We start from the raw sequence: 22,866 nt of genomic DNA, 5'->3' as shown, positions 1-22,866 counted from the left end.
ACGGTGCCCCGCGATGGCGGACGGGAGGCGGGTCCGGTGGACCTCAGCAGCGACGTGGGTGGTGCCGTGCGGGGCGGGCGGTGGGACCGGTGAGCCGGACCGCGCTGCTGGTGACGCACACCGGGCGCCGGCGCAGCACCGAGCACGCCCGGGCGGTCGCCGCCGACCTGATCGCGGCGGGTTTCGAGGTGCGGGTGGTCGCCGAGGAGGCCGAGGACCTGGACCTGCCCGGGGTGGTGCCGATGGCCGGCCCGCAGGCGGCCGAGGGCGCCGAGATCGTCTTCGCGCTCGGCGGGGACGGCACCTTCCTGCGCGCGGCCGAGCTGGCCCGCCCGGCGAAGGTGCCGCTGCTCGGCATCAACCTGGGCAAGGTCGGTTTCCTGGCCGAGGCGGAGATCAACGACCTGGACGTGGCGGTCCGTGACGTGGTCGGGCGCAACTACACGGTGGACGAACGGCTCACCCTGGACGTCACCGCCGAGTTCGACGGCGGGCCGACGATCGAGTCGTGGGCGCTCAACGAGATCAGCGTCGAGAAGGGCGAGCGGGCCCAGATGCTGGAGCTGCTGGTGGACGTGGACGGCCGTCCGCTGTCCCGGTACGGCTGCGACGGCGTGGTCTGCGCCACGCCCACCGGCTCCACCGCGTACGCGTTCTCCGGTGGTGGTCCGGTGGTCTGGCCGGAGGTGGAGGCGCTGCTGCTGGTGCCGATCAGCGCGCACGCGCTGTTCAGCCGTCCGCTGGTGACCGCGCCGACGTCGACCTTCGTCATCACGGTGGACCCGTTCACCACCCTCGCGGTGCTCTGCTGCGACGGCCGGCGGGTCTACGACCTGCCGCCGGGGGCCAAGGTGACGGTGCGTCGGGGCACGCTGCCGGTGCGGATCGTGCGGTTGCGGGCCCGGCCGTTCACCGACCGGCTGGTGGCCAAGTTCGACCTGCCGGTGCAGGGCTGGCGGGGCAACCGCAGGTGACGGGTCGGCCGGTGGGCCGGGCCGGGCGCGGTTGTCCACAGCCGGGCCGTGCCGGCTGGTCAACTGTCGCAGGACGCGTCTACTGTCGGGTGCTGTGCTGGAAGAGCTGCGCATCACCGGTCTGGGCGTCATCGAGGACACCACGCTGCCGCTGACCGGCGGGATGAACGTCATCACCGGCGAGACCGGTGCCGGCAAGACGATGGTGGTGACCGGCCTCGGCCTGCTCTTCGGGGGTCGGGCCGACGCGGGCCGGGTGCGGGCCGCGCCGGGCCGGGCGACGGTCGAGGGGCGGCTGCGCCTCGACGGCCGGGTCGCCGACGCGGTGCACGCCCGGATCGTCGAGGCCGGCGGTGAGCCCGACGACGACGGTTCGCTGCTAATGAGCCGCACGGTGACCGTGGAGGGCCGGTCCCGGGCGCACCTGGGCGGCCGGAGCATGCCGGTGTCGATGCTCGGCGAGGTCGGCGAGCAGGTGGTGGCGGTGCACGGCCAGTCCGACCAGCTACGGCTGCTGCGCCCGGCGGAGCAGCGGGCCGCGCTGGACCGGTTCGCCGGCCCCGAGCACGAGAAGCTGCTCGACGCGCTGCGTGAGGCGTACGGGCGGTGGCGGCAGGTGGTCGACGACCTGGCCGACCGGCGCAGCAACGCCCGGGCCCGGCACCAGGAGGCCGACCTGCTGCGGCTGGGCCTGGACGAGATCACCCGGGTCGACCCGCAGCCCGGCGAGGACGACGAGCTGAAGACCGAGGCACAGCGGCTGGAGCACGCCGAGGGGCTGCGTACGGCGGCTCAGCTCGCCCACCAGTGCGTGGCCGGTGGGGTGGAGGCCGCCGACGACACCCCGGACGCCACGGCGCTGCTGGGCGCCGCCCGGCGCACCCTGGAGGCCCAGGCCGGCACCGACCCGGCGCTGGGTGAGCTGGCCGGCCGGCTGGAGGAGGCGGCCACCCTGGTGGCGGACGTGTCGGCGGAGCTGTCGACGTACCTGGCGGCGCTGGACGCCGACCCGGCCCGGTTGCAGACCGTCTACGAGCGGCGGGCCGCGCTGCGCGCGTTGACCCGCAAGTACGCCGACGACGTCGACGGCGTGGTCGCCTGGGCCGAGCGGGCCCGCACCCGGCTGTCCGACCTGGACACCTCCGACGACCTGCTGGACGAGCTGGACCGGGAGGCCCAGCGGCTGGCCGGTGAGGTGACCGAGCTGGCGGGTCGGGTGTCGGCGTCCCGGCAGGAGGCGGCGGTCCGGTTCGCCGAGCAGGTCACCGTGGAGCTGGCCGGGCTGGCCATGCCGCACGCCCGGATCGAGGTGGCGGTGCTGCCCAGGCCGGTCGGCCGGGCGGAGCCGACGCTGGCGGTCAACGGGGTCGAGTCCGGGATCGGCCCGGACGGTGCCGACGAGGTGGAGTTGCGGTTGCTGGCCCACCCGGGCGCGCCGTCGCTGCCGTTGCAGCGCGGCGCCTCGGGCGGTGAGCTGTCCCGGGTGATGCTCGCCATCGAGGTGGTCTTCGCCGGCTCGGGTGGCCCGCCCACCCTGGTCTTCGACGAGGTCGACGCCGGGGTCGGCGGCCAGGCCGCGGTGGAGATCGGCCGGCGGTTGGCCCGGTTGGCCCGCAGCCACCAGGTGCTGGTGGTCACCCACCTGCCGCAGGTGGCCGCGTTCGCCGACCGGCACCTGGTGGTGGCGAAGGACACCGGGGGTGCGGTCACCACCAGCGGCGTGCGGGTGGTGGAGGACACCGAGCGGGCCCGGGAACTGGCCCGGATGCTGGCGGGTTTGCCGGATTCCGACCTGGGTATCGCGCATGCCGAGGAGCTTCTGGCCGTGGCGGCCAAGGAAAGGCGGCCCTGACCGCAACGATTGTGAGCGGAGGCACACCAGCCTGCGCTCCGGTGTGCTTCCCTGGGTAGGCGGCCCTGCTCAGGCATGTCGCGACAGAAAAGCCTGCCTCACATGCCAGGATGGTCACGATGCGTCTACCCACGTTGCGCCGGACCCGGAACGCGGAACCGGACTCAGTTCTCGGCACCGCACGTCTGGACCGCCGTACCAAGCGGCTGGTCGGCCGGCTCCGCCCCGGCGACATCGCGGTCATCGACCACGTCGACCTGGACCGGGTGGCGGCCGACTCGCTGGTCGCGGTCGGGGTCGCCGCGGTGCTCAACGCCAAGCCGTCGGTCTCCGGCCGGTATCCCAACCTCGGCCCCGAGGTGCTGATCGGCGCCGGCATCCTGCTCCTGGACGACCTCGGTGAGGGGGTCTTCGAGCGGATCCGGGAGGGCGACACCGTCCGGATCGAGGGCAACACCGTGTTCGTCGGCGGCGAGCCGCTGGCGCACGGTGAACTCCAGGACGCCGAGACGGTCGCCAAGGCGATGGCCGACGCCCGGGAGGGCCTGTCGGTGCAGCTTGAGGCGTTCGCCGCGAACACCATGGACTACCTGCGGCAGGAGCGCGACCTGCTGCTCGACGGGGTGGGCGTACCGGACATCCAGACCCAGATCCAGGGTCGGCACTGCCTGATCGTGGTGCGCGGCTACGACTACAAGGCCGACCTGGACGTGCTGCGCCCGTACATCCGGGAGTTCAAGCCGGTGCTGATCGGCGTGGACGGCGGGGCGGACGCGCTGGTCGAGGCGGGCTACACCCCCGACCTGATCATCGGGGACATGGACTCGGTCACCGACGACGTGCTGCGCTGCGGCGCCGAGGTGATCGTGCACGCGTACCCGGACGGCCGGGCGCCCGGCCTGGCCCGGGTCGACGGCCTCGGGGTGCCGGCGACCACCTTCCCGGCCGCCGCCACCAGCGAGGACCTGGCCATGCTGCTGGCCGACGAGAAGGGCGCCTCGCTGCTGGTCGCGGTCGGCACCCACGCCACCCTGGTGGAGTTCCTGGACAAGGGGCGGGGCGGCATGGCCTCCACCTTCCTCACCCGGCTCAAGGTCGGCGGCAAGCTGGTCGACGCCAAGGGCGTGAGCCGGCTCTACCGGCAGAGCATCTCCGGGTCGTCCCTGCTGCTGCTGATCCTCTCGGCGATCGCCGCGATGGCCTCGGCGGTGGCGGTCTCCACCGTCGGCAAGGCGTATTTGGGCGTGGTCTCGGAGTGGTGGGACAATTTCGTGTTCCAGCTCGGCCAGCTCTTCTAGCTCCCGACCGATCAAGAGGCTGCAAGCGTGATCAACTTCCGGTACCACGTGGTGTCCCTGACCGCAGTCTTCCTGGCCTTGGCGATCGGCCTGGTGGTCGGCACGGCCGCCCTCAACGGCCCGGTGGCCGACTCGTTGAAGGAGACCGTCAACGCGCTGCGCAAGGACAACCAGCAGTGGCGCCAGTCGGTCAGCAGCCTCCAGAAGGAACTGGACATGGAGGAGGACTTCGCCGCCGAGATGGCGCAGATCTACCTCCCCGGCAAGCTCACCGGCAAGCGCGTCGTGCTGCTCGGCCTGCCCACCGGCCGGGAACACACCGAGGGCGTGCTGAAGATGCTGCAGACCGCCGGGGCCACCGTGACCGGCAAGGTCGACGTGCAGGACAAGTTCATCAACCCGGACAACAACACCAACCTGATGGAGTTGGCCGTCACCGCCGCCCGGCCCACCGCGCCCGCCTCGGCGCTGCCCGGCAACGGCAACGGCGTGGAGACCTCCAGCGCCCTGCTGGCCAGCGTCCTGCTCGACCGGCCGCAGGGCACCCCGGCGGTGACCGACGCCGACCGCCGGGCGGTGCTGGCCGCGTACGCCAACGCCGGCTACCTCTCCACCGAGGACAAGGTCACCGGGTCGGCCGAGGCCGTCGTGGTGGTCAGCGGGCAGCCGTACGTGGACAAGGACTCCGCCAAGAAGGACGAGTCGGTGGTGAAGGTCGCCGAGCAGTTCGACCGGACCGGCGCGATCGTGGTCGGTGGCAACGGCTCCTCCGGCGGCAACCTGGTCTCGGTGGTGCGCGGCGACCCGGTGCTCGCCCAGTCCATCTCCACCGTCGACAACGCCAACACGGTGCAGGGCCAACTGGTCACCACCCTCGCCCTGCTCCAGCAGCTCACCGAGAAGCGGGCCGGGCAGTACGGGGTCGGCGACAACGCCGCCGGCGGCCTGGTGCCTAAACTGCCCCAGTGAGCGAACCACGTACCCCGGTGACCGGAAACCGTCCGCCCGCCCCGTCCGGCGGTGCCGCATGAACGCCTTCGGGCGGCTGCTGGCCGCCGCCGCCGGAGCCGCCGCCGCCCGGTACGCCCTGCGGGAGATCCGTACCGCCCCGGTCGGGCCGGCGCTGGAGCGCACCAACTTCCGGGGCCGCACCGTCACCCTCGCCGCCGGGCCGGCGCTGGCCGTCGGCGCGTCCGGAGCCGGAGCGCTCGGCGCCGGCAGCGGGCCCGCCGGGGCGGCGGCGCTGGTCGCCGGCCTCGGCGCGGGCGCGGTCGGCCTCTACGACGACGTGGTCGGCGCCCGGCCGGAGCAGAAGACCGCCAAGGGCTTCGCCGGCCACCTCGGCGCCCTGCGCGAGGGCCGGGTCACCGCCGGCATGGTCAAGGTCGCCGGGGTCGGCGCGGCCGGGCTCGCCGCCGCCGCACTGCTCGCCGCCGACCCCCGGGTCGCCGCACACCCCCGCCGGCAACGCCACGGCACCCTGGGCCGGGCCGTCGACGTGCTGCTCGGCGCGGGCGTGGTGGCCGGCACCGCCAACCTGCTCAACCTGCTCGACCTGCGCCCCGGGCGGGCCCTGAAGTCGGGGCTGCTGCTCGGCGCCCCGCTGGCCGGCGGCCCGCACGGCGGCATCGCGGCCGGCACGGTCGGTGCCGCCGCCGGGCTGCTCGACGAGGACCTCGGCGAACGGGTGATGGTCGGCGACAGCGGCGCCAACGCGCTCGGCGCGCTGCTCGGCGTGGCGCTCGCCGCGCGTACCGGGCCGCTCGGGCGGGCCGGCCTGCTCGCGGTGCTCGCCGGCCTCACCGCGGCCAGCGAGAAGGTCAGCTTCACGGCGGTCATCCAGCGCACCCCGGTACTGCGGGAACTCGACGCGCTGGGCCGGCGATCCGACTGACGTGACCAGACCGGCACCCCTCGCCGGCGCCGGCCGCGTGGCCGGAGCAGCCGCCCTCATCGCCGTCCTCACCGTGGTCGCCCGGCTCGCCGGCTTCGGCCGTACCGCCGTGTTCACCTGGGTCGCCGAGCGCAGCGACCTCGGCGGCATGTACGTGATCGCCAACACCGTCCCGAACATCATCTTCGAGATCGTGGCCGGTGGGGCGCTGGCCAGTCTGGTCGTACCGCTGCTGGCCGGACCGGTCGCGGCCGGCGACCGGCGGGCGGTGGCCGCCACCACCGGCGCGCTGCTGACCTGGACGGTGACCCTGCTGGTGCCGCTCGCCGCAGCCGTCGCCCTGCTCGCCGACCCGATCATCTCGGTGATCTCCGAGGCGCGCTCACCGGCCGAGCTGGCCACCGGCGCGCGGATGCTGCGGGTGTTCGCCCCGCAGCTACCGCTCTACGGTGTCGGGATCGTGCTCACCGGGGTGCTCCAGGCGCACCGCCGGTTCGCCTGGCCGGTCGTCGCGCCGCTGCTGTCCAGCCTGACCGTGGTGGTGGCCTACCTCGTCTTCGGCGTCACCCAGGGCCGGGGCGCCACCATCGCCGAGGTGAGCCGGGCCGGCGAGCTGATCCTCTCCGGCGGCACCACGCTCGGCGTGGTGGTGCTGTCGCTGTCGCTGCTGATCCCGCTGCGCCGGCTCGGGCTGGCCTGGCGGCCCGGCTACGCCTTCCCCGCCGACGCCCGGGCCCGGGTCGGCGGCCTCGCCGTGGCCGGGGCGGTCACCGTCACCGCCCAGCAGCTCGCCCTGGTGGTCATCCTCAACCGGGTCTCCGGCGGCCCGACCGGCTCGCCGCAGGTCTACAACCTCGCCCAGACCATGTACCTGCTGCCGTGGGCGGTGCTCGCGGTGCCGCTGGCGGTCGCCGCGTACCCGGGGCTGTCCGCCGCCGCGGCGACCGGCGACGAGGATGGCTACCGCGCGACGGTCGCCTCGACCACCCGGGGGGTGCTGCTGTTCGGCTTCCTCGGCGCGGCGGCCCTGGTCGGCACCGCCGAACCGGTGGGCCGGTTCTTTCCGCTCGGCGCCGAACAGACCGCCGCCGCGATCGCCGGCTTCGCTCCCGGCCTGGTCGGTTACGGGCTCTTCGCGGTGCTGTCCCGGGCCCTCTACGCCCGGGGCGCCACCCGGTCGGCCACCGCCGCCATCACCGCCGGCTGGCTGGTGGTGCCGTTGGCCGCGCTGCCGCTGGCGGCCCTGCTGCCCCGCGACGACCGGGTGGTCGCGGTGACCCTGGCCAACTCGGTCGGCATGCTGCTGCTCGGGGTGCTGCTGGTCGGCGCGGTCCGGCGGGCCGCCGGACCGGCGGCCCTGGCCGGCGCGGGCCGGGCCGCCACCGCCGGCCTGCTCGCCGCCCTGCTGGCCGCCCCGGCCGGCGTGCTCACCGCCCGTGGGGTCGCCGGCGGCGGCACCCCGACGACAGCGGGAGCACTCGTTCAGGGCATGCTGTCCGGGGCCGTGGTCGGCGTCCTGTTCCTCACCGTGGCGTGGCTGACGGACCGGCGGGACGTCGGGCCGCTGCTCACCGGCGTACGCCGTCGGCTGGGCGGCCGGCGACCGACGCGTGACCCGCAGGACGGCGTTCCCCCGGAACGGGGTGACGGGAAGGAGACAGTCTCCCCATGACCGACCCGACGTCCACCCCCAGCCTCCGGGGCACGGTGGTTCTGCTGCTCGCCTCCAGCACCGGCGGGGTGGGGCAGCACGTCCGGTCGGTGGCCCGGGGCCTGACCGAGACCGGCCAGGACGTGCTGGTCTGCGGCCCGGCGGCCACCCAGGAGCAGTTCGACTTCACCGCCGCCGGGGCCCGGTTCACGCCGGTGGAGATCCCGGCCAGCCCCACCCCGGCCGACGTCCGGGCGGTCGCCGCGCTGCGCCGGGTGCTCGCCGCCGAGGACGTCCGGGTGGTGCACGCCCACGGGCTGCGCGCCGGGCTGGTCGCCGCGCTCGCCCGGCCGGCCGCGCCGCTCGTGGTCACCTGGCACAACGCGGTGCTCGCCGGTGGGCTGCGCGGGCGGCTGTCCCGGCTCGCCGAGCGGGTGGTCGCCGGCCGCGCCCGGGTCGCCCTCGGCGCCTCCACCGACCTGGTCACCCGCGCCACCGCGGTGGGCGCCACCGACGCCCGGCTCGCCCCGGTCGCCGCGCCGGCCCTGCCCGCGCCGCGCCGCCGCCGGGCCGCCGTCCGCGCCGAGTTCGGCGTCGTCGCCGACCAGCCGCTGGTGCTGTCCGTCGGCCGGCTGCACCCGCAGAAACGGTACGACGTGCTGGTCGACGCCGCCGCCCGGTGGCGTACCCGGACCCCGCCGCCGGTGGTGGTGATCGCCGGCAGCGGTCCGGCGTACCTGCCGCTGGCCGCCCGGATCTCCACCGCCCGGGCCCCGGTGACCCTGCTCGGGCACCGCACCGACGTGGCGGACCTGCTCGCCGGCGCCGACCTGGCCGTGGTGACCAGCGACTGGGAGGCCCGGCAGCTCTTCGCGCAGGAGGCGCTGCGGGCCGGCGTGCCGCTGGTGGCGACCGGCGTGGGCGGGCTGCCCGACCTGGTCGGCGACGCCGCGGTGCTGGTTCCGGCCGGCGACGTCGACGCGGTCGACGCGGCCGTGCGGTCGCTGCTGGACGACGCGAGCCTCCGCGCCGACCTGGCCGGGCGGGGCGTCACCCGGGCCGCCGGCTGGCCCACCGAGGCGGACACCGTCGCCGCGCTGCGCGACCTCTACGCCGAGCTGGCCGCCGACCGCGCCGGACCGGCGGCCCCCGGCACCGACACCCCGTCGACGGGACGCGCCTGATGCTGCGCCGATTCACCCCGGTCCTGCTCACCCTGGTCGTGGTGGTGCTCGGCGTGACCGCCCTGGCCGCCCGCCCCGACAGCAGCCCACCCCGGCGCACCGCCGACTTCGTGGTGCTCGCCGGGGTGGCCGGGCTGCGCTGGGACGACGTCGACCCGCAGCACACCCCGACGCTGTGGCGGCTGGCCCAGCAGGGCTCGATCGGGTCCCTGTCGACCCGCTCCGCGCACCGCCCCACCTGCCCGGTCGACGGCTGGCTCACCCTCGGGGCGGGCAGCTACGCCGGCTGGAACGGCAGCCGGCAGTCGGGCGCCTGCCCGGCGGTCGGGGTGACCGTCGAGCAGCCCGACGCGATCGGCGCGAACCTGCCCGACCAGGAGGGTGTGGTCGCCTACAACGCCGACCGGCTGCCCTGGGGCGCGGTGCCGGGCTCGCTGTCGGAGTCGGTGCGCTGCTCGGTGGCGGTGGGCCCCGGCGCGGCGGTCGCCGCCGCCCGTCCCTTCGGGCGGGTCGACCGGTACGCCCCGGCGCTGCCCGCCGACCCGGCGGAGCTGCTCGGCTCCTGCGTGCTGAGCATCGTCGACCTGGGCACGGTCAGCGGCGACGACCCGGCCGGCCGGCAGGCGGACGCCCGGCGTGCCGACGACGCCCTGGCGAAGGTGCTCGCCGCCCGGCCGGAACGCTCGCTGGTGCTGGTCGCCGGGGTGTCCGACACCGACGCGCCGTCCCGGCTGCACGTCGCCGTCGCCGACGGCCCCGGCTGGGAACACGGCTGGCTCACCTCGGCCAGCACCGGCCGGGAGGGCTACCTGCAACTGGTCGACCTCGCGCCGACCGCGCTCGCCACGCTCGGCCGGCCGATGCCGGAGCGGCTCTTCCTCGGCCGCCCGGCGGTGAAGGTCGACGGCCGCCCCGGCGACCTGGCCGCCGCGGTCGGCGCGCCGGCCGACGCCGACCGGGAGGCCGCCGCCCAGCGGACCGTGGCCGGCTGGTTCTTCGCTCTGCTCGCGCTGGCCCAGGTGGCGCTGGCCGTCGCGGTGCTGCCGCTGCTGCGTCGGGCCCGCCGGCTCGCCGGCCCGCACAGCCCGCCGCCGGTGTCCCGGCGGGTGGTGGCCGTCGTGGAGCTGCTGCTGATCGCCGCCGCGCTGGCCGTGCCGGCCGCCCTGCTCGCCGACGCGGTGCCGTGGTGGCGGGGCGACCACGCGGGCTGGTACTTCGCCGCGGTGACGGTGGCGCTGATCGTCGGCGCCACCGCGCTGGTCCGGCTCGCGCCCGGGCACGAGCGCACCCTCGGCCCGCTCGGCGTGGTGGCCGGCCTGGCCACCCTGGTGGTCGGCGCGGACGTGCTCAGCGGCGCCCGGTTGCAGCTCAACGGCGTGGTCGGCTACTCCGCGCTGGAGGGGGGCCGGTTCGCCGGCCTCGGCACCGTCGGCCTCGGTGTCTTCCTCGCCGGTTCACTGCTCAGCGCCGGCTGGCTCGCCCAGCGGGTCCGCCGGCAGTGGCGGCCGATGGTGGTGGTCGCGGTGGGCGGGCTGGCCGTGGTGGTGGTCGGCAGCCCGTACCTCGGGTCGGACTCGATCGGCGCGATCGCGCTGACCGCCGGGGTGGCGGTGGCCGCCGCGATCAGCACCGGCGGCTGGCTGACCGTCAGCCGGCTGCTCTGGGCCACCATGGCCGGGTTGGCGCTGACCGTCGGCTTCGCGGTGGTGGACCTGCGCCGGCCGATGGAGGAGCGGGGGGCGCTGGGCCGGTTCCTGACCGCCCTGGGCGAGGGCACCGGCGGGCTGACCGTGCACCGGTCCAGCACGGCGAACTTCCAGACGCTGGTGAACAGCCCGCTGACCGTGCTGGCGGTGGTCGGCGCGCTGCTGGTCTGGTTCGCGCTGCTCCAGCCGTGGGGCGGGCTGATGCGGCTGTTCGGCATCTACCCGGCGATCCGGGCGGCGCTGGCCGGCACCGCGGTCGCCGCGGTCATCGGCGGGCTGCTGGGCGGGTCCGCGCTGGACGTGGCCGGGGCTGCGGCGGCGCTGGTGGTGCCGATGGCGGCGTTGGCGTCGTTGCGGGTGCTCGACCACTCCACCGACCGCACCCTGCCCGGAGCGGGTCGACCGCGCGGGGACGGCCCGGGTGGTCCGCCGCCCGGCGGTGCCCCGGACGGCGGGCGGCCCGACGGTGGCGGCACCGGCGACGGTGGCAGCCTCCCCGCCGGTGGCGGGACCGGCGACGGGGAGGCCCGGAAGGGTGCTGGCGGTGCCGGCGGGGCGGTGCGGCGTACCCCGGAACCGGACGCGCCGGACGACGGCGCCGGTGGGCGGCCGGCGGGGCGCGGCGGGCCGAAGGTGCCCGCCGCGCGGGCCCCCGGGCCGGTGGTCCCGGCATCGACCGAGGTCACGGCCGGCTGACCCGGACGGGGGTCGGCGCTGCCCCCAGGTCGGGTGCGACGCCGGGTGGCGGCCGAGGAGGTGTTACCGTGGAATCCCGTGGATCGCGTGATCACTTTGCTGATCGGCACGGCGGTTCGCACGACCGCTACGGACGACACGGGAGCAGGCCTTGGCCCCTTCAGCACGGACGACCCGGCACATCTTCGTCACCGGGGGCGTCGCCTCCTCGCTCGGTAAGGGCCTCACCGCCTCCAGCCTCGGCAACCTGCTGACCGCGCGCGGGCTGCGCGTGGTGATGCAGAAGCTCGACCCCTACCTCAACGTCGACCCGGGGACGATGAACCCGTTCCAGCACGGCGAGGTCTTCATCACCGAGGACGGCGCCGAGACCGACCTCGACGTCGGCCACTACGAGCGTTTCCTGGACCGGGACCTCTCCGGCAAGGCGAACGTCACCACCGGCCAGATCTACTCGGACGTGATCGCCAAGGAGCGGCGCGGCGAGTACCTGGGCGACACCGTGCAGGTCATCCCGCACATCACCAACGAGATCAAGGCGCGGATCCTCGGCATGGCCGACCCGGACGCCGACGGCCAGATCCCGGACGTGGTGATCACCGAGGTCGGCGGCACGGTCGGCGACATCGAGTCGCTGCCGTTCCTGGAGGCGATCCGCCAGGTCCGCCACGACCTGGGCCGGGACAACTGCTTCTACCTGCACGTCTCGCTGGTGCCGTACCTGGCGCCGTCGGGCGAGCTGAAGACCAAGCCGACCCAGCACTCGGTGGCGCAGCTACGCAGCATCGGCATCCAGCCGGACGCCCTGGTGCTGCGCTGCGACCGGGAGATCCCGGAGAAGGTCAAGGAGAAGCTCTCCCTCTACTGCGACGTGGACCGGGAGGCGGTCACCGCCGCCCCGGACGCGCCGAGCATCTACGACATCCCGAAGGTGCTGCACCGCGAGGGCCTGGACGCGTACGTGGTGCGCCGGCTCGGGCTGTCCTTCCGCGACGTCGACTGGACGAGCTGGGACGACCTGCTGGAGCGGGTGCACCAGCCGCACCACACGGTCACCGTGGCGGTGGTCGGCAAGTACGTCGACCTGCCCGACGCGTACCTGTCGGTGAGCGAGGCGATCCGGGCCGCCGGCTTCGGCCACCGGGCCCGGGTGCAGCTCCGTTGGGTGCCCAGCGACGACTGCGTCACCCCGGCCGGCGCGGCGTCCGCCCTGGCCGGCGTCGACGGCATCGTCATCCCGGGCGGCTTCGGCGTACGCGGCATCGAGGGCAAGATCGGCACCGCCCGGTACGCCCGGGAGAACGGCGTCCCGCTGCTCGGCCTCTGCCTCGGCCTGCAGTGCATGACCATCGAGGTGGCCCGCCACCGGGCCGGCCTGGACGCGGCGAACTCCCTCGAATTCGACGAGGAGGCCCGGCACCCGGTCATCGCCACCATGGCCGACCAGGAGGACATCGTGGCCGGCAAGGGCGACCTGGGCGGCACCATGCGGCTCGGGGCGTACCCGGCGAAGCTGGCCGAGGGATCGATCGTGGCCGAGGCGTACGGCAGCACCGAGGTCAGTGAGCGGCACCGGCACCGGTACGAGGTGAACAACGCCTACCGGGACCAGCTCACCAAGGCCGGCCTGCACATCTCCGGCACCTCCCCGGACGGGCGGCTGGTCGAGTTCGTCGAGCTGGACCGGGGGCTGCACCCGTTCTTCGTGGCCACCCAGGCGCACCCGGAGCTGAAGAGCCGGCCGACCCGTCCGCACCCGCTGTTCGCCGCGTTCGTCAGGGCGGCCGTGGCGTACTCGGAGGCCGACCAGCTCCCGGTGGACCTGGACGGGGCCGCCGACGCCGCGACGGTGCGCAAGGCCGCCCGCAACGGCGCCCCGGCGAAGGCCGCGGCCACCTCGTGAGCGCCGTCGAGCACCGCTACGAGGTGCGTTCCCGGGTCGAGCGTTGGGCCGGCCGGATCTTCACGGTGGTCACCGACGAGGTGACCATGCCCGGTGGCGGCACCGCGACCCGGGACTACGCCCGGCACGTCGGCGCGGTCGCCGTGGTCGCGCTCGACGACGCCGGCCAGGTGGTGCTGGTGCGCCAGTACCGCCAGCCGGTCGGGTGGCACCTGTGGGAGCTGCCCGCCGGGCTGATGGACGTCGACGGCGAGGAGTTGCCCGCCGCCGCCGCGCGGGAGCTGGCCGAGGAGGCCGACCTGACCGCCGGTCGGCTGGACCTGCTGGTCGACGTGCACACCTCGCCGGGCTTCTCCAACGAGCTGGTCCGGGTCTTCCTCGCCCGGGACCTGGCCGACGTACCGGCCGGGCAGCGGCACGAGCGGCACGAGGAGGAGGCCGACCTGCAGATCGTCCGGATCGACCTGGACGAGGCGGTGGGCATGGTGCTGGCCGGGGAGATCACCAACGGTCCGTGCGTGGCCGGCCTGCTGGCCGCCGCGCGGGCCCGCGACGCCGGCTGGTCGGTGCTGCGCCGGGTCGACGCCCCGCTGCCGCGCTGACCCGGGTACGCCGGCGGGGGCCGCGCGGCTCCTCCCGGCGTACCCGGGCCTTCCACCCGGCGGCGGGCACCACCCGGTGCGACGATGGGGTGGAACGCCGCACGGCGGGCCCGGGTCGCCCGCCTGACACATCGTCAGGCGGATCGGTCACCGGGTGTCACTGTGCTGGCCGCCGGAGGGTGGTGACGCGCCTAGACTGCCGCCGGCGGGACCGGTGTACCGCGCCGGCAACGGGGCCGGCGGGCACCGCGCAGTCGGGGTGAGCTGCCCCGAGGGAGGTGTCTGCATCGTGAAGGTCGGAATCCCACGCGAGGTCAAGAACCACGAGTACCGCGTGGCGATCACGCCGGCGGGCGTCAACGAGTTCGTCCGCAGCGGTCACCAGGTCTTCGTGGAGTCCGGCGCGGGCGTCGGGTCCAGCATCGCCGACGAGGAGTTCGCCGCCGCCGGGGCCAAGATCCTCGGCACCGCCGACGAGGTGTGGGACACCGCCGAGCTGGTGCTCAAGGTCAAGGAGCCGATCGCCGAGGAGTACCACCGGATGCGTGCCGGGCAGGTGCTCTTCACCTACCTGCACCTGGCCGCCTCGAAGGAGTGCACCGACGCGCTGGTGGACCGCAAGGTCACCGGCATCGCGTACGAGACGGTCGAGCTGCCCGACCGGTCGCTGCCGCTGCTCGCCCCGATGTCCGAGGTCGCCGGCCGGCTCGCCCCGCAGGTCGGCGCGCACCACCTGCAGCGGCAGGGCGGCGGGCGCGGCATCCTGATGGGCGGCGTGTCCGGCGTGTACGCGGCGAAGACCGTGGTCATCGGCGCCGGTGTCTCCGGCATGAACGCCGCCGCCATCGCGCTCGGGCTCCAGGCCGAGGTGCTGCTGCTGGACAAGAACGTGGCCCGGCTGCGTCAGGCCGACGCCATCTACCGGGGCCACCTGCAGACGGTCGCCTCCAACGCCTACGAGGTCGAGCGGGCGGTGCTCGACGCGGACCTGGTCATCGGCGCGGTCCTGGTGCCGGGTGCGAAGGCCCCGACGCTGATCTCCAACGAGCTGGTCTCCCGGATGAAGCCGGGCAGCGTGCTGGTCGACATCTCCATCGACCAGGGCGGCTGCTTCGAGGACTCCCGCCCCACCACGCACGCCGAGCCGACCTACCAGGTGCACGAGTCGATCTTCTACTGCGTGGCGAACATGCCCGGCGCGGTGCCGCACACCAGCACCTACGCGCTGACCAACGTCACCCTGCCGTACGCCCTCGAACTGGCCAACAACGGCTGGCGTCAGGCGCTGCGCCGGGACCCGGCGCTGGCGTCGGGCCTGAACACCCACGACGGCCGGGTGGTCTACGGCCCGGTCGCCGAGGCGCACGGCATGGCGGCCCTCCCACTGGCCGAGGTGCTGGCCTGACCGCACTGACCGACCAGGCCGGCGCGGGCCCGCAGCCCGCGCCGGCCCTTCGTCGTGCCGTGCGCGGCTACCTCGACCACCTCAGCGTCGAACGTGGACTGTCGGCGAACACCCTCGCCTCGTACCGCCGGGACCTGGAGCGCTACCTGGGCACCCTGGCCGCCGGCGGGGTGACCGAGCTGGCCGCCGTCGAGGCCGGGCAGGTCGAGGCGCACCTGGCCGGGCTGCGGGCCGGCGACGACGACCATCCGCCGCTGGCGGTGACCTCGGCCGCCCGCGCCGCGTCCGCCGTGCGCGGGCTGCACCGCTTCGCGCTGCGTGAGGGGCTGGCCGGCGTCGACCCCAGCCGGGACGTCCGGCCGCCCACCCCGCCGCGCCGGCTGCCCCGGGCCCTGCCGGTCGGCGACGTCGTCCGGCTGCTGGAGACCGCCGGCCCGGTCACCGCCGCCGGCGCCGGGGCGGCCCTCGCCCTGCGCGACCGGGCGCTGCTGGAGTTCCTGTACGGCACCGGCGCGCGGATCTCCGAGGCGGTCGGCGCCGCCGTCGACGACCTGGACGTCGACGAGGGCACCGCGCTGCTACGCGGCAAGGGCGGCCGGACCCGGCTGGTGCCGATCGGCGGGTACGCCGTCGAGGCGCTGCGCGGCTGGCTGGTGCGGGCCCGGCCGGGCCTGGTCGCCGCCGGCCGGGCCACCCCGGCGGTCTTCGTCAACGCCCGGGGCGGACCGTTGACCCGGCAGGGCGCCTGGACCGTCCTGCGGCGCGCGGCGCGGCGTGCCGGCCTGCCGGTGGACGGCCCGCAGGCGGTCTCCCCGCACACCCTGCGCCACTCCTACGCCACCCACCTGCTCGACGGCGGCGCCGACGTGCGGGTGGTCCAGGAGCTACTCGGTCACGCCTCGGTGACCACCACCCAGGTGTACACGTTGGTCACCGTGCAGCGGTTACGCGAGGTGTACGCCACCAGCCACCCCCGCGCCCGGGGCTGAATCCGGCCGCCAGGGCGCTGACCGGCCGGTACGTCCGACACGCCGGACCGGTGCCGAACGCGCTGGTCGTCGGTGGCGTAGAGTCGGCATCGGCGCGGACCTCCTGGGGCGACAACCGGGGTGCGCAGCGGCGCCGCGAAGGACGTCGGACTGCTCCGACGCCGGGTGGTCGTCGGGAGGGGGCAACGAGGACATGGCTGGCAACGGTGACCGTGCCGACGCCTGGACGTCGGAGCTCCGCGAGCAGCAGGCCTCGCTCGGCGCGGACCTGGGCCCGGCCGACCCGGCCGCCTACACGATGCGCAAGCCCATCCCGGAGCCGATGCCCACCGACCGGCACGGTCCCGCGCGGATCATCGCGATGGCCAACCAGAAGGGTGGGGTCGGCAAGACCACCACCACCATCAACCTGGGCGCGGCGCTCGCCGAGTACGGCCGCAAGGTGCTGCTGGTCGACTTCGACCCGCAGGGCGCGCTCTCGGTGGGCCTCGGCGTCAACCCGCACAACCTCGACCTGTCGGTCTACAACCTGCTCATGCAGGACGACGTCACCGCCGAGGACGTCCTGATCAAGACCGACGTGGCCGGGCTGCACCTGCTGCCCGCCAACATCGACCTCTCCGCCGCCGAGATACAGCTCGTCAACGAGGTCGCCCGGGAGATGGCCCTGGCCCGGGTGCTGCGCACCATCCGCAAGGAGTACGACTACATCCTGATCGACTGCCAGCCCTCGCTGGGCCTGCTGGCGATCAACGCGTTGACCGTCGCGCACGGCGTGCTCGTCCCCCTGGAGTGCGAGTTCTTCAGCCTGCGGGGGGTGGCGCTGCTGCTGGACACCATCGACAAGGTCCGCGAGCGGCTCAACTTCGACCTGGAGCTAGAGGGCATCCTGGCCACCATGTACGACAGCCGCACCACCCACTGCCGGCAGGTGCTCCAGCGGGTGGTCGAGGCGTTCGGCGACAAGGTCTACCAGACCGTCATCACCAAGACGGTGAAGTTCCCCGAGTCCACGGTGGCCGGTGCGCCGATCACCACCCTCGACCCGGCCTCGTCGGGGGCCCGCAACTACCGGCAGTTGGCCCGCGAGGTGATCGCCGCCCAGTCCGACCGGTAGCCCGGGGTGCACCTTCGCACCGCCGCGCCCGGAGCGTGGACTACGGTCTTCCGGTGACCGCGCCACCCCTCGACCCGCCCGCGACACCCGACCAGCCGCCGGTGGCGGCGGCCGAGGTCGCGGCGGAGCTGTCGACCGACGCGGCCGGGGTGCCGGAGAGCACCGGCTTCACCGTCCGGCTGGCGAACTTCACCGGCCCGTTCGACCTGCTGCTGCAACTGATCAGCAAGCACAAGCTGGACGTCACCGAGGTGGCGCTGCACAAGGTCACCGACGAGTTCATCGCCTACATCCGGGCCATGGGCGACCAGTGGGACCTCGACGAGACCAGCGAGTTCCTGCTCATCGCGGCCACCCTGCTCGACCTGAAGGCGGCCCGGCTGCTGCCCTCCGCCGAGGTGGAGGACGAGGAGGACCTCGCCCTGCTGGAGGCGCGGGACCTGCTCTTCGCCCGGCTGTTGCAGTACAAGGCGTACAAGGAGGCGGCGGGGCACATCGCCGAACTGGAGGCGGTCGGCGGCCGGCGCTACCCGCGCGCGGTCACCCTGGAACCCCGGTACGCCGAGGCGCTGCCCGACCTGGTGCTCGGCATCGGCCCGGAGCGGCTGCTGAAGCTGGCGGTGCGGGCGATGACGCCGAAGCCGGTGCCCGAGGTCTCCATCGCGCACGTGCACATGGTCCGGGTCAGCGTCCGCGAGCACGCCGCGATCCTCGCCGAACGGCTGCGTCGGGCCGGCCTCGCCACCTTCTCGCTGCTCTGCGCCGACTGCGAGATCACCCTGGAGGTGGTGGCCCGGTTCCTGGCCCTGCTGGAGCTGTACCGGGAGGGGCTGGTCGCGTTCGTCCAGGAGCAGGCGCTGGAGGAGTTGACGGTCCGCTGGACCGGGCCCGCCGACGGCGGCCCCGAGTTGCACATCGACGAGTACGCCGGCGCCCCCGCCGACCCGTCCCCGGTCGACCCGGCCGTGACCGCCCCGGCCGACCATCCGGCCCCGGCGGACCGGCCGGCATCTGTCGACCAACCGGTTCCGACGGACCAACCGGTGCCGACGGCCGGTGGGGCGCAACGAGGCTCGGGCAAGCAGCCGGCGGACCGGACCGACCCGGCGGAGTGGTCGGCTCCGACCGGGCGGTCCGACGCGGCACCGCCGGCGGATACGACGCCGGTGCCCGGCCAGGACGGGACGGATACGACGGAGGAGCGAGCGGGATGAGTGACGAGGAGCGCCAGGAATCCCTGGCCGACCAGGCCGCAGCCTGGGTCCCACCCTGGGAACGCCCCCGCGCCCCGGCCCCCGCCCGGCCCGACGAAGGTCTTGGAGAGGAACGGTCCCCGGCGGAGCCAGCTCCCGCCGAGATCTCCCCGGTGCCGTCGTCCCCGTCGCCGGCCCCGCCGTCGCCGTCGCAGGCGGCGGTGGACGTCGGGGCGGGGGTGGGGCAGGGCGGGGCGGAGCGGCGGCCGGGGGGCCGGCGGCGGGCGGTGGTGCTGCCGGAGCCGGCACCCGCGCTGGACGACGCGGAGCTGCGTGGCGCGCTGGAGGCCATCCTGCTGGTGGTGGACGAGCCGGTCAGCGAGTTGGTGCTGGCCCAGGTGCTGGAGCAGTCCCCGGAGCGGATCGGGCCGGTGCTGGACGACATCGCCGCCGGTTACACCGCCGCCGGGCACGGTTTCGAGTTGCGCCGGGCGGCGGGTGGCTGGCGTCTCTACACCCGGCCGGAATACGCGACCTACGTCGAACGGTTCGTGCTGGACGGGCAGTCGGTACGGCTGACCCAGGCCGCGCTGGAGACCCTGGCGGTGATCGCCTACAAGCAGCCGGTGACCCGGTCGCGCATCTCGGCCATCCGGGGTGTCAACTGCGACGGGGTGATCCGTACCCTGGTCTCCCGCGGGTTGGTCGAGGAGTGCGGCACCGAACCGGACAGCGGGGCGTTCCTCTACCGGACCACCACGATGTTCCTGGAGAAGCTGGGCCTGGACTCGGTCGCCGACCTGCCCCCGCTCGCCCCGTTCCTCCCCGACGACGTAGAAGAGTTTGCCGATGCCACGCGATGACCGTTCCCCCAAGCCCGACGCCCCCGTGTACGACGGTGCCGAGCGCCTGCAGAAGGTGCTCGCCGCCGCCGGTGTGGGCTCCCGGCGAGCCTGCGAGGACCTGATCTTCCGGCGCCGGGTCACCGTCAACGGGCGGGTCGCGCAGCTCGGCGACCGGGCCGACCCGGCCCACGACGTGATCCACGTCGACGGGGAGCGCCTGCAGGCCGACAACCGGCTGGTCTACCTGGCGATGAACAAGCCGCGCGGGGTGGTCTCCACCATGGCGGACGAGAAGGGCCGCACCGCCCTCAACGACTTCATCGGCAACCGGGTGGAGCAGCGGGTCTACCACGTCGGGCGGCTCGACGCGGACAGCGAGGGCCTGCTGCTGCTCACCAACGACGGCACCCTCGCGCACCGGCTCATGCACCCGTCGTACGAGGTGCTCAAGACGTACCTGTGCGAGGTGGCCGGGCCGATCCCGCGCAACCTCGGCAAGCGGCTGGCCGCCGGCGTGGAGCTGGAGGACGGGCCGGTGAAGGTGCACTCGTTCAAGGTGGTGGACACCCTGGGCAAGACCGCCCAGGTGGAGCTGGTCCTGCACGAAGGGCGCAAGCACATCGTCCGGCGGCTGCTGGCCGAGGTGGGGCACCCGGTGTCCCGGCTGGTGCGTACCTCGATCGGGCCGATCCGGCTCGGCGACCTGCGCTCCGGGCGGACCCGGCGGTTGACCAACGCGGAGGTCGCCGGCCTGTTCAAGGCCGTGGGTGACTGACCCCCGCCCAGCGGGTACGGCTGCCGGTAGGCTTCGTCGCGGCCGGCGGCCCGAGGGTGGCGCGGGTCGCGCCCGCCGACGGCGCACGCGGCGCGTTCCGGAGCGCCGGGCATGATTGACGACGATGGACAACCGCTCAACGGCGCCGGAGGACCGGCGACCCGCGAGGTACGGGCTGAGGAGGACAACGGTGGAGGAAAACGTACGGGCCGGGCGCTGCGTGGTCGCTGTGGACGGGCCGTCCGGTTCGGGTAAGTCCACCGTCTCGCGGCGGCTCGCCGCCAGCCTCGGTGCCCGCTACCTGGACACCGGCGCGATGTACCGGGCGATCACCTGGGCGGTGCTGCGCTCCGGCGTCGACCTGACCGACGCCGCGTCGGTGGGCAAGGTCGCCGGCGAGGTCGAGCTGCGCATCGGCACCGACCCCCAGGGGTACGGGGTGACCGTCGACGGGGTGCAGGTCGACGGGGACATCCGTGGCCCCGAGGTGACCGGCGCGGTCTCCGCGGTGGCCGCCGTACCGGCGATCCGGGCCCTGCTCGTCGCCCGCCAGCGGGAGATCATCGCCAACGCCGGCCGGATCGTGGTCGAGGGTCGCGACATCGGCGCCGTGGTCGCGCCGGACGCCGACCTGAAGGTCTACCTGACCGCCTCCGAGGCGGCCCGGGCCCGGCGGCGCAGCGCGGAGGACGCCGCCGACGTCGCGGCCACCGCCGCCGACCTGGCCCGCCGGGACCGGCTCGACTCCACCCGCAAGGTCAACCCACTGCAGCAGTCCGCCGACGCCGTCGAGCTGGACACCACCGAGCTGGGCATCGACGAGGTCGTCGCCCGACTGCGCGAGCTGCTCACCGAGCGGGGAGTGGCATGAGCGACGGCTGGGTGGAGCTGCGGGAGCCGGACGTCGACGTCGAGGAGCCGACCGGCCCGCAGCCGGTGGTGGCCGTGGTCGGCCGCCCCAACGTGGGCAAGTCGACCCTGGTCAACCGGATCATCGGCCGCCGGCAGGCGGTCGTCGAGGACGTCCCCGGGGTGACCCGGGACCGGGTGCCCTACGACGCGCAGTGGAACGGCCGGTCGTTCACCGTGGTGGACACCGGTGGCTGGGAGCCGGACGCGAAGGACCGCGCGGCGGCCATCGCCGCCCAGGCCGAGACGGCCGTGGTCACCGCCGACGTGGTGCTCTTCGTGGTCGACGCGATGGTCGGTTCGACGGACGTGGACGAGGCCGCGGTGAAGATGCTGCGGCGCAGCGCCAAGCCGGTCATCCTGGTCGCCAACAAGACCGACAACACCTCCATCGAGATGGAGGCGACCTCGCTGTGGTCGCTCGGCCTCGGTGAGCCGTACCCGGTCTCCGCGCTGCACGGCCGGGGCTCCGGCGAGCTGCTCGACGCCATCATGGACGCGCTGCCCGAGGCGCCGAAGATCGTCGAGAACCGGCCTCGCGGCCCGCGCCGGGTCGCCCTGGTGGGTCGGCCCAACGTCGGCAAGTCCAGCCTGCTCAACCGCTTCTCCGGCGAGGAGCGGGCAGTCGTCGACTCGGTCGCCGGGACCACCGTCGACCCGGTGGACAGCCTGGTCGAGATCGGCGGCGAGACCTGGCAGTTGGTCGACACCGCGGGCCTGCGCAAGCGGGTCGGCAAGGCCAGCGGCACCGAGTACTACGCCAGCCTGCGTACCGCCGGCGCCATCGAGGCGGCCGAGGTGGCGGTGGTGCTGCTCGACTCCAGCGAGCCGATCAGCGAGCAGGACCAGCGGATCCTGACGATGGTCGTCGAGGCCGGCCGGGGCCTGGTGATCGCCTTCAACAAGTGGGACCTGGTCGACGCCGACCGCCGGTACTACCTGGACAAGGAGATCGACCGGGAGTTGCGCCGGATCCCCTGGGCGATCCGGCTCAACCTGTCGGCGCAGACCGGCCGGGCGGTGGACAAGCTCGCCCCGGCGCTGCGCAAGGCGTTGGCGAGCTGGGAGACCCGGGTGCCGACCGCGCAGCTCAACCAGTGGCTCACCGCCCTGGTCCAGGCCACCCCGCACCCGGTGCGCGGCGGCCGGGCCCCGAAGATCCTCTTCGCCACCCAGGCGGGCGTCGCCCCGCCCCGGTTCGTGCTCTTCACCACCGCGCCGCTGGACGCCGGCTACCAGCGTTTCGTCGAGCGCAAGCTGCGTGAGGAGTTCGGCTTCGAGGGCAGCCCGGTGGAGATCTCCGTACGCCCGCGCAAGAAGCTCGGCCCGGGCGGCCGGGGCAAGGCCCACGGCTGACGGCCACGGCAAACGCCGGGTGGAGCGGTTCCCGCTCCACCCGGCACCCCCTTTCCTAGGATGCTCTAGGGGGAGTGGTGGCCCGCACCCGCGACGCGGCAGGCCCTGTGCGCGCGGTGCGAAGATCCTGCGCTAAGCTGTACCGGCTGCCGCGGGGGAGACCGCGCGGGGAGCATCGGGACGTGGCGCAGCTTGGTAGCGCACTTGACTGGGGGTCAAGGGGTCGTCGGTTCGAATCCGGCCGTCCCGACAGAGTTTTAGCAGGTCAGAGCCTTGATTCGTCTACTCGGATCAGGGCTCTTTCGCTGCTCCGTCTCACGTACGCTCGTACTGTTTCAGTCTGTGGTCCTGGCGTCACCCGAACAGCGCTGTGTTTCCAGCTGGGCGGCGGCCACCCGGAGGTGGCTGCTGTCGGGGTGGACTTAGAGAGACCGGCAATAGGTGTTATCTGAGCCTGCGGGTAGTGGGTCGGGTGTCCCAGCGGTAGAGCGTGCGGGCGCGTTGGATGAGTTGACGG

18 protein-coding genes and 1 tRNA gene are annotated in these 22,866 nt (G+C 74.5%); all 19 read left to right on the top strand.

Going from position 1 to position 22,866, the window contains the following annotated elements:
- The first annotated feature begins 89 nt into the window (after positions 1-89).
- The 19 genes from ACIQG9_RS29400 to ACIQG9_RS29310 all read left to right on the top strand — a co-directional run bounded on the left by ACIQG9_RS29400 (position 90) and on the right by ACIQG9_RS29310 (position 22,599).
- On the top strand, positions 90-974 hold the full coding sequence (locus tag ACIQG9_RS29400) for an NAD kinase (RefSeq protein WP_400408455.1): 885 nt from the start codon (positions 90-92) through the stop codon (positions 972-974).
- A 94-nt stretch (positions 975-1,068) separates the two neighbouring features.
- Positions 1,069-2,826: a DNA repair protein RecN gene (recN, locus tag ACIQG9_RS29395; protein ID WP_400408454.1), complete on the top strand. Its 1,758-nt coding sequence runs from the start codon at positions 1,069-1,071 to the stop codon at positions 2,824-2,826.
- 119 nt (positions 2,827-2,945) lie between these two features.
- On the top strand, positions 2,946-4,124 hold the full coding sequence (steA, locus tag ACIQG9_RS29390) for a putative cytokinetic ring protein SteA (protein WP_400408453.1): 1,179 nt from the start codon (positions 2,946-2,948) through the stop codon (positions 4,122-4,124).
- 27 nt (positions 4,125-4,151) lie between these two features.
- Positions 4,152-5,093, top strand: a complete 942-nt coding sequence (locus ACIQG9_RS29385; protein ID WP_400408452.1) for a copper transporter — start codon at positions 4,152-4,154, stop codon at positions 5,091-5,093.
- Between the two features lie 58 nt (positions 5,094-5,151).
- Positions 5,152-6,018 carry a hypothetical protein gene (locus tag ACIQG9_RS29380; protein ID WP_400408450.1) on the top strand — a complete coding sequence of 289 codons (867 nt, stop codon included), beginning with the start codon at positions 5,152-5,154 and terminating at the stop codon, positions 6,016-6,018.
- 1 nt (position 6,019) lies between these two features.
- Positions 6,020-7,690: a murein biosynthesis integral membrane protein MurJ gene (gene murJ, locus ACIQG9_RS29375; protein ID WP_400408449.1), complete on the top strand. Its 1,671-nt coding sequence runs from the start codon at positions 6,020-6,022 to the stop codon at positions 7,688-7,690.
- Positions 7,687-8,853 carry a glycosyltransferase family 4 protein gene (locus ACIQG9_RS29370; protein ID WP_400408448.1) on the top strand — a complete coding sequence of 389 codons (1,167 nt, stop codon included), beginning with the start codon at positions 7,687-7,689 and terminating at the stop codon, positions 8,851-8,853. The genes murJ and ACIQG9_RS29370 overlap by 4 nt, the downstream gene beginning before the upstream one ends.
- Complete coding sequence (locus tag ACIQG9_RS29365; RefSeq protein ID WP_400408447.1) at positions 8,853-11,255, top strand: hypothetical protein; 2,403 nt, start codon at positions 8,853-8,855, stop codon at positions 11,253-11,255. The genes ACIQG9_RS29370 and ACIQG9_RS29365 overlap by 1 nt, the downstream gene beginning before the upstream one ends.
- Before the next feature lie 151 nt (positions 11,256-11,406).
- Complete coding sequence (locus tag ACIQG9_RS29360) at positions 11,407-13,158, top strand: CTP synthase (RefSeq protein ID WP_400408446.1); 1,752 nt, start codon at positions 11,407-11,409, stop codon at positions 13,156-13,158.
- Positions 13,155-13,760 carry an NUDIX domain-containing protein gene (locus ACIQG9_RS29355; protein ID WP_400408445.1) on the top strand — a complete coding sequence of 202 codons (606 nt, stop codon included), beginning with the start codon at positions 13,155-13,157 and terminating at the stop codon, positions 13,758-13,760. The genes ACIQG9_RS29360 and ACIQG9_RS29355 overlap by 4 nt, the downstream gene beginning before the upstream one ends.
- Before the next feature lie 289 nt (positions 13,761-14,049).
- On the top strand, positions 14,050-15,165 hold the full coding sequence (gene ald, locus ACIQG9_RS29350; RefSeq protein WP_400408444.1) for an alanine dehydrogenase: 1,116 nt from the start codon (positions 14,050-14,052) through the stop codon (positions 15,163-15,165).
- Between the two features lie 5 nt (positions 15,166-15,170).
- Entirely contained in the window at positions 15,171-16,154 is a 984-nt protein-coding gene (locus tag ACIQG9_RS29345) for a site-specific tyrosine recombinase XerD (RefSeq protein WP_400408464.1), read from the top strand.
- A gap of 193 nt (positions 16,155-16,347) precedes the next feature.
- Positions 16,348-17,271 (top strand): ParA family protein, encoded by a 924-nt coding sequence (locus tag ACIQG9_RS29340; protein ID WP_400408443.1) that lies wholly within the window; start codon positions 16,348-16,350, stop codon positions 17,269-17,271.
- Between the two features lie 53 nt (positions 17,272-17,324).
- Positions 17,325-18,485 (top strand): segregation/condensation protein A, encoded by a 1,161-nt coding sequence (locus ACIQG9_RS29335; protein WP_400408441.1) that lies wholly within the window; start codon positions 17,325-17,327, stop codon positions 18,483-18,485.
- The gene (gene scpB, locus ACIQG9_RS29330) at positions 18,482-19,327 is read left to right on the top strand and encodes an SMC-Scp complex subunit ScpB (RefSeq protein WP_400408439.1); all 846 of its coding nucleotides are present in this window, start codon (positions 18,482-18,484) and stop codon (positions 19,325-19,327) included. The genes ACIQG9_RS29335 and scpB overlap by 4 nt, the downstream gene beginning before the upstream one ends.
- A complete protein-coding gene (locus ACIQG9_RS29325; protein ID WP_400408437.1) occupies positions 19,314-20,084 on the top strand; it encodes a pseudouridine synthase in 771 nt (256 codons plus the stop codon). Before scpB ends, ACIQG9_RS29325 begins: the two co-directional genes overlap by 14 nt.
- A gap of 190 nt (positions 20,085-20,274) precedes the next feature.
- Entirely contained in the window at positions 20,275-20,955 is a 681-nt protein-coding gene (gene cmk, locus ACIQG9_RS29320) for a (d)CMP kinase (protein WP_400408435.1), read from the top strand.
- Complete coding sequence (gene der, locus ACIQG9_RS29315; RefSeq protein ID WP_400408433.1) at positions 20,952-22,349, top strand: ribosome biogenesis GTPase Der; 1,398 nt, start codon at positions 20,952-20,954, stop codon at positions 22,347-22,349. Before cmk ends, der begins: the two co-directional genes overlap by 4 nt.
- Positions 22,350-22,525: 176 nt before the next feature.
- Positions 22,526-22,599 (top strand) — tRNA-Pro (locus tag ACIQG9_RS29310).
- The last annotated feature ends 267 nt before the right edge of the window (positions 22,600-22,866 follow it).

This window comes from Micromonospora sp. NPDC092111 (assembly GCF_044755745.1).
In the GTDB taxonomy this organism is placed as follows: domain Bacteria; phylum Actinomycetota; class Actinomycetes; order Mycobacteriales; family Micromonosporaceae; genus Micromonospora.
This window is presented reverse-complemented; position numbering and strand designations above follow the sequence as displayed.

Coding starts and splice junctions, on each gene's coding strand:
- steA (WP_400408453.1), top strand. CDS start 2,946: ATGCGTCTACCCACGTTGCGCCGGACCCGGAACGCGGAACCGGACTCA.
- ACIQG9_RS29380 (WP_400408450.1), top strand. CDS start 5,152: ATGAACGCCTTCGGGCGGCTGCTGGCCGCCGCCGCCGGAGCCGCCGCC.
- ACIQG9_RS29370 (WP_400408448.1), top strand. CDS start 7,687: ATGACCGACCCGACGTCCACCCCCAGCCTCCGGGGCACGGTGGTTCTG.
- ACIQG9_RS29365 (WP_400408447.1), top strand. CDS start 8,853: ATGCTGCGCCGATTCACCCCGGTCCTGCTCACCCTGGTCGTGGTGGTG.
- ACIQG9_RS29340 (WP_400408443.1), top strand. CDS start 16,348: ATGGCTGGCAACGGTGACCGTGCCGACGCCTGGACGTCGGAGCTCCGC.
- scpB (WP_400408439.1), top strand. CDS start 18,482: ATGAGTGACGAGGAGCGCCAGGAATCCCTGGCCGACCAGGCCGCAGCC.
- ACIQG9_RS29325 (WP_400408437.1), top strand. CDS start 19,314: ATGCCACGCGATGACCGTTCCCCCAAGCCCGACGCCCCCGTGTACGAC.
- der (WP_400408433.1), top strand. CDS start 20,952: ATGAGCGACGGCTGGGTGGAGCTGCGGGAGCCGGACGTCGACGTCGAG.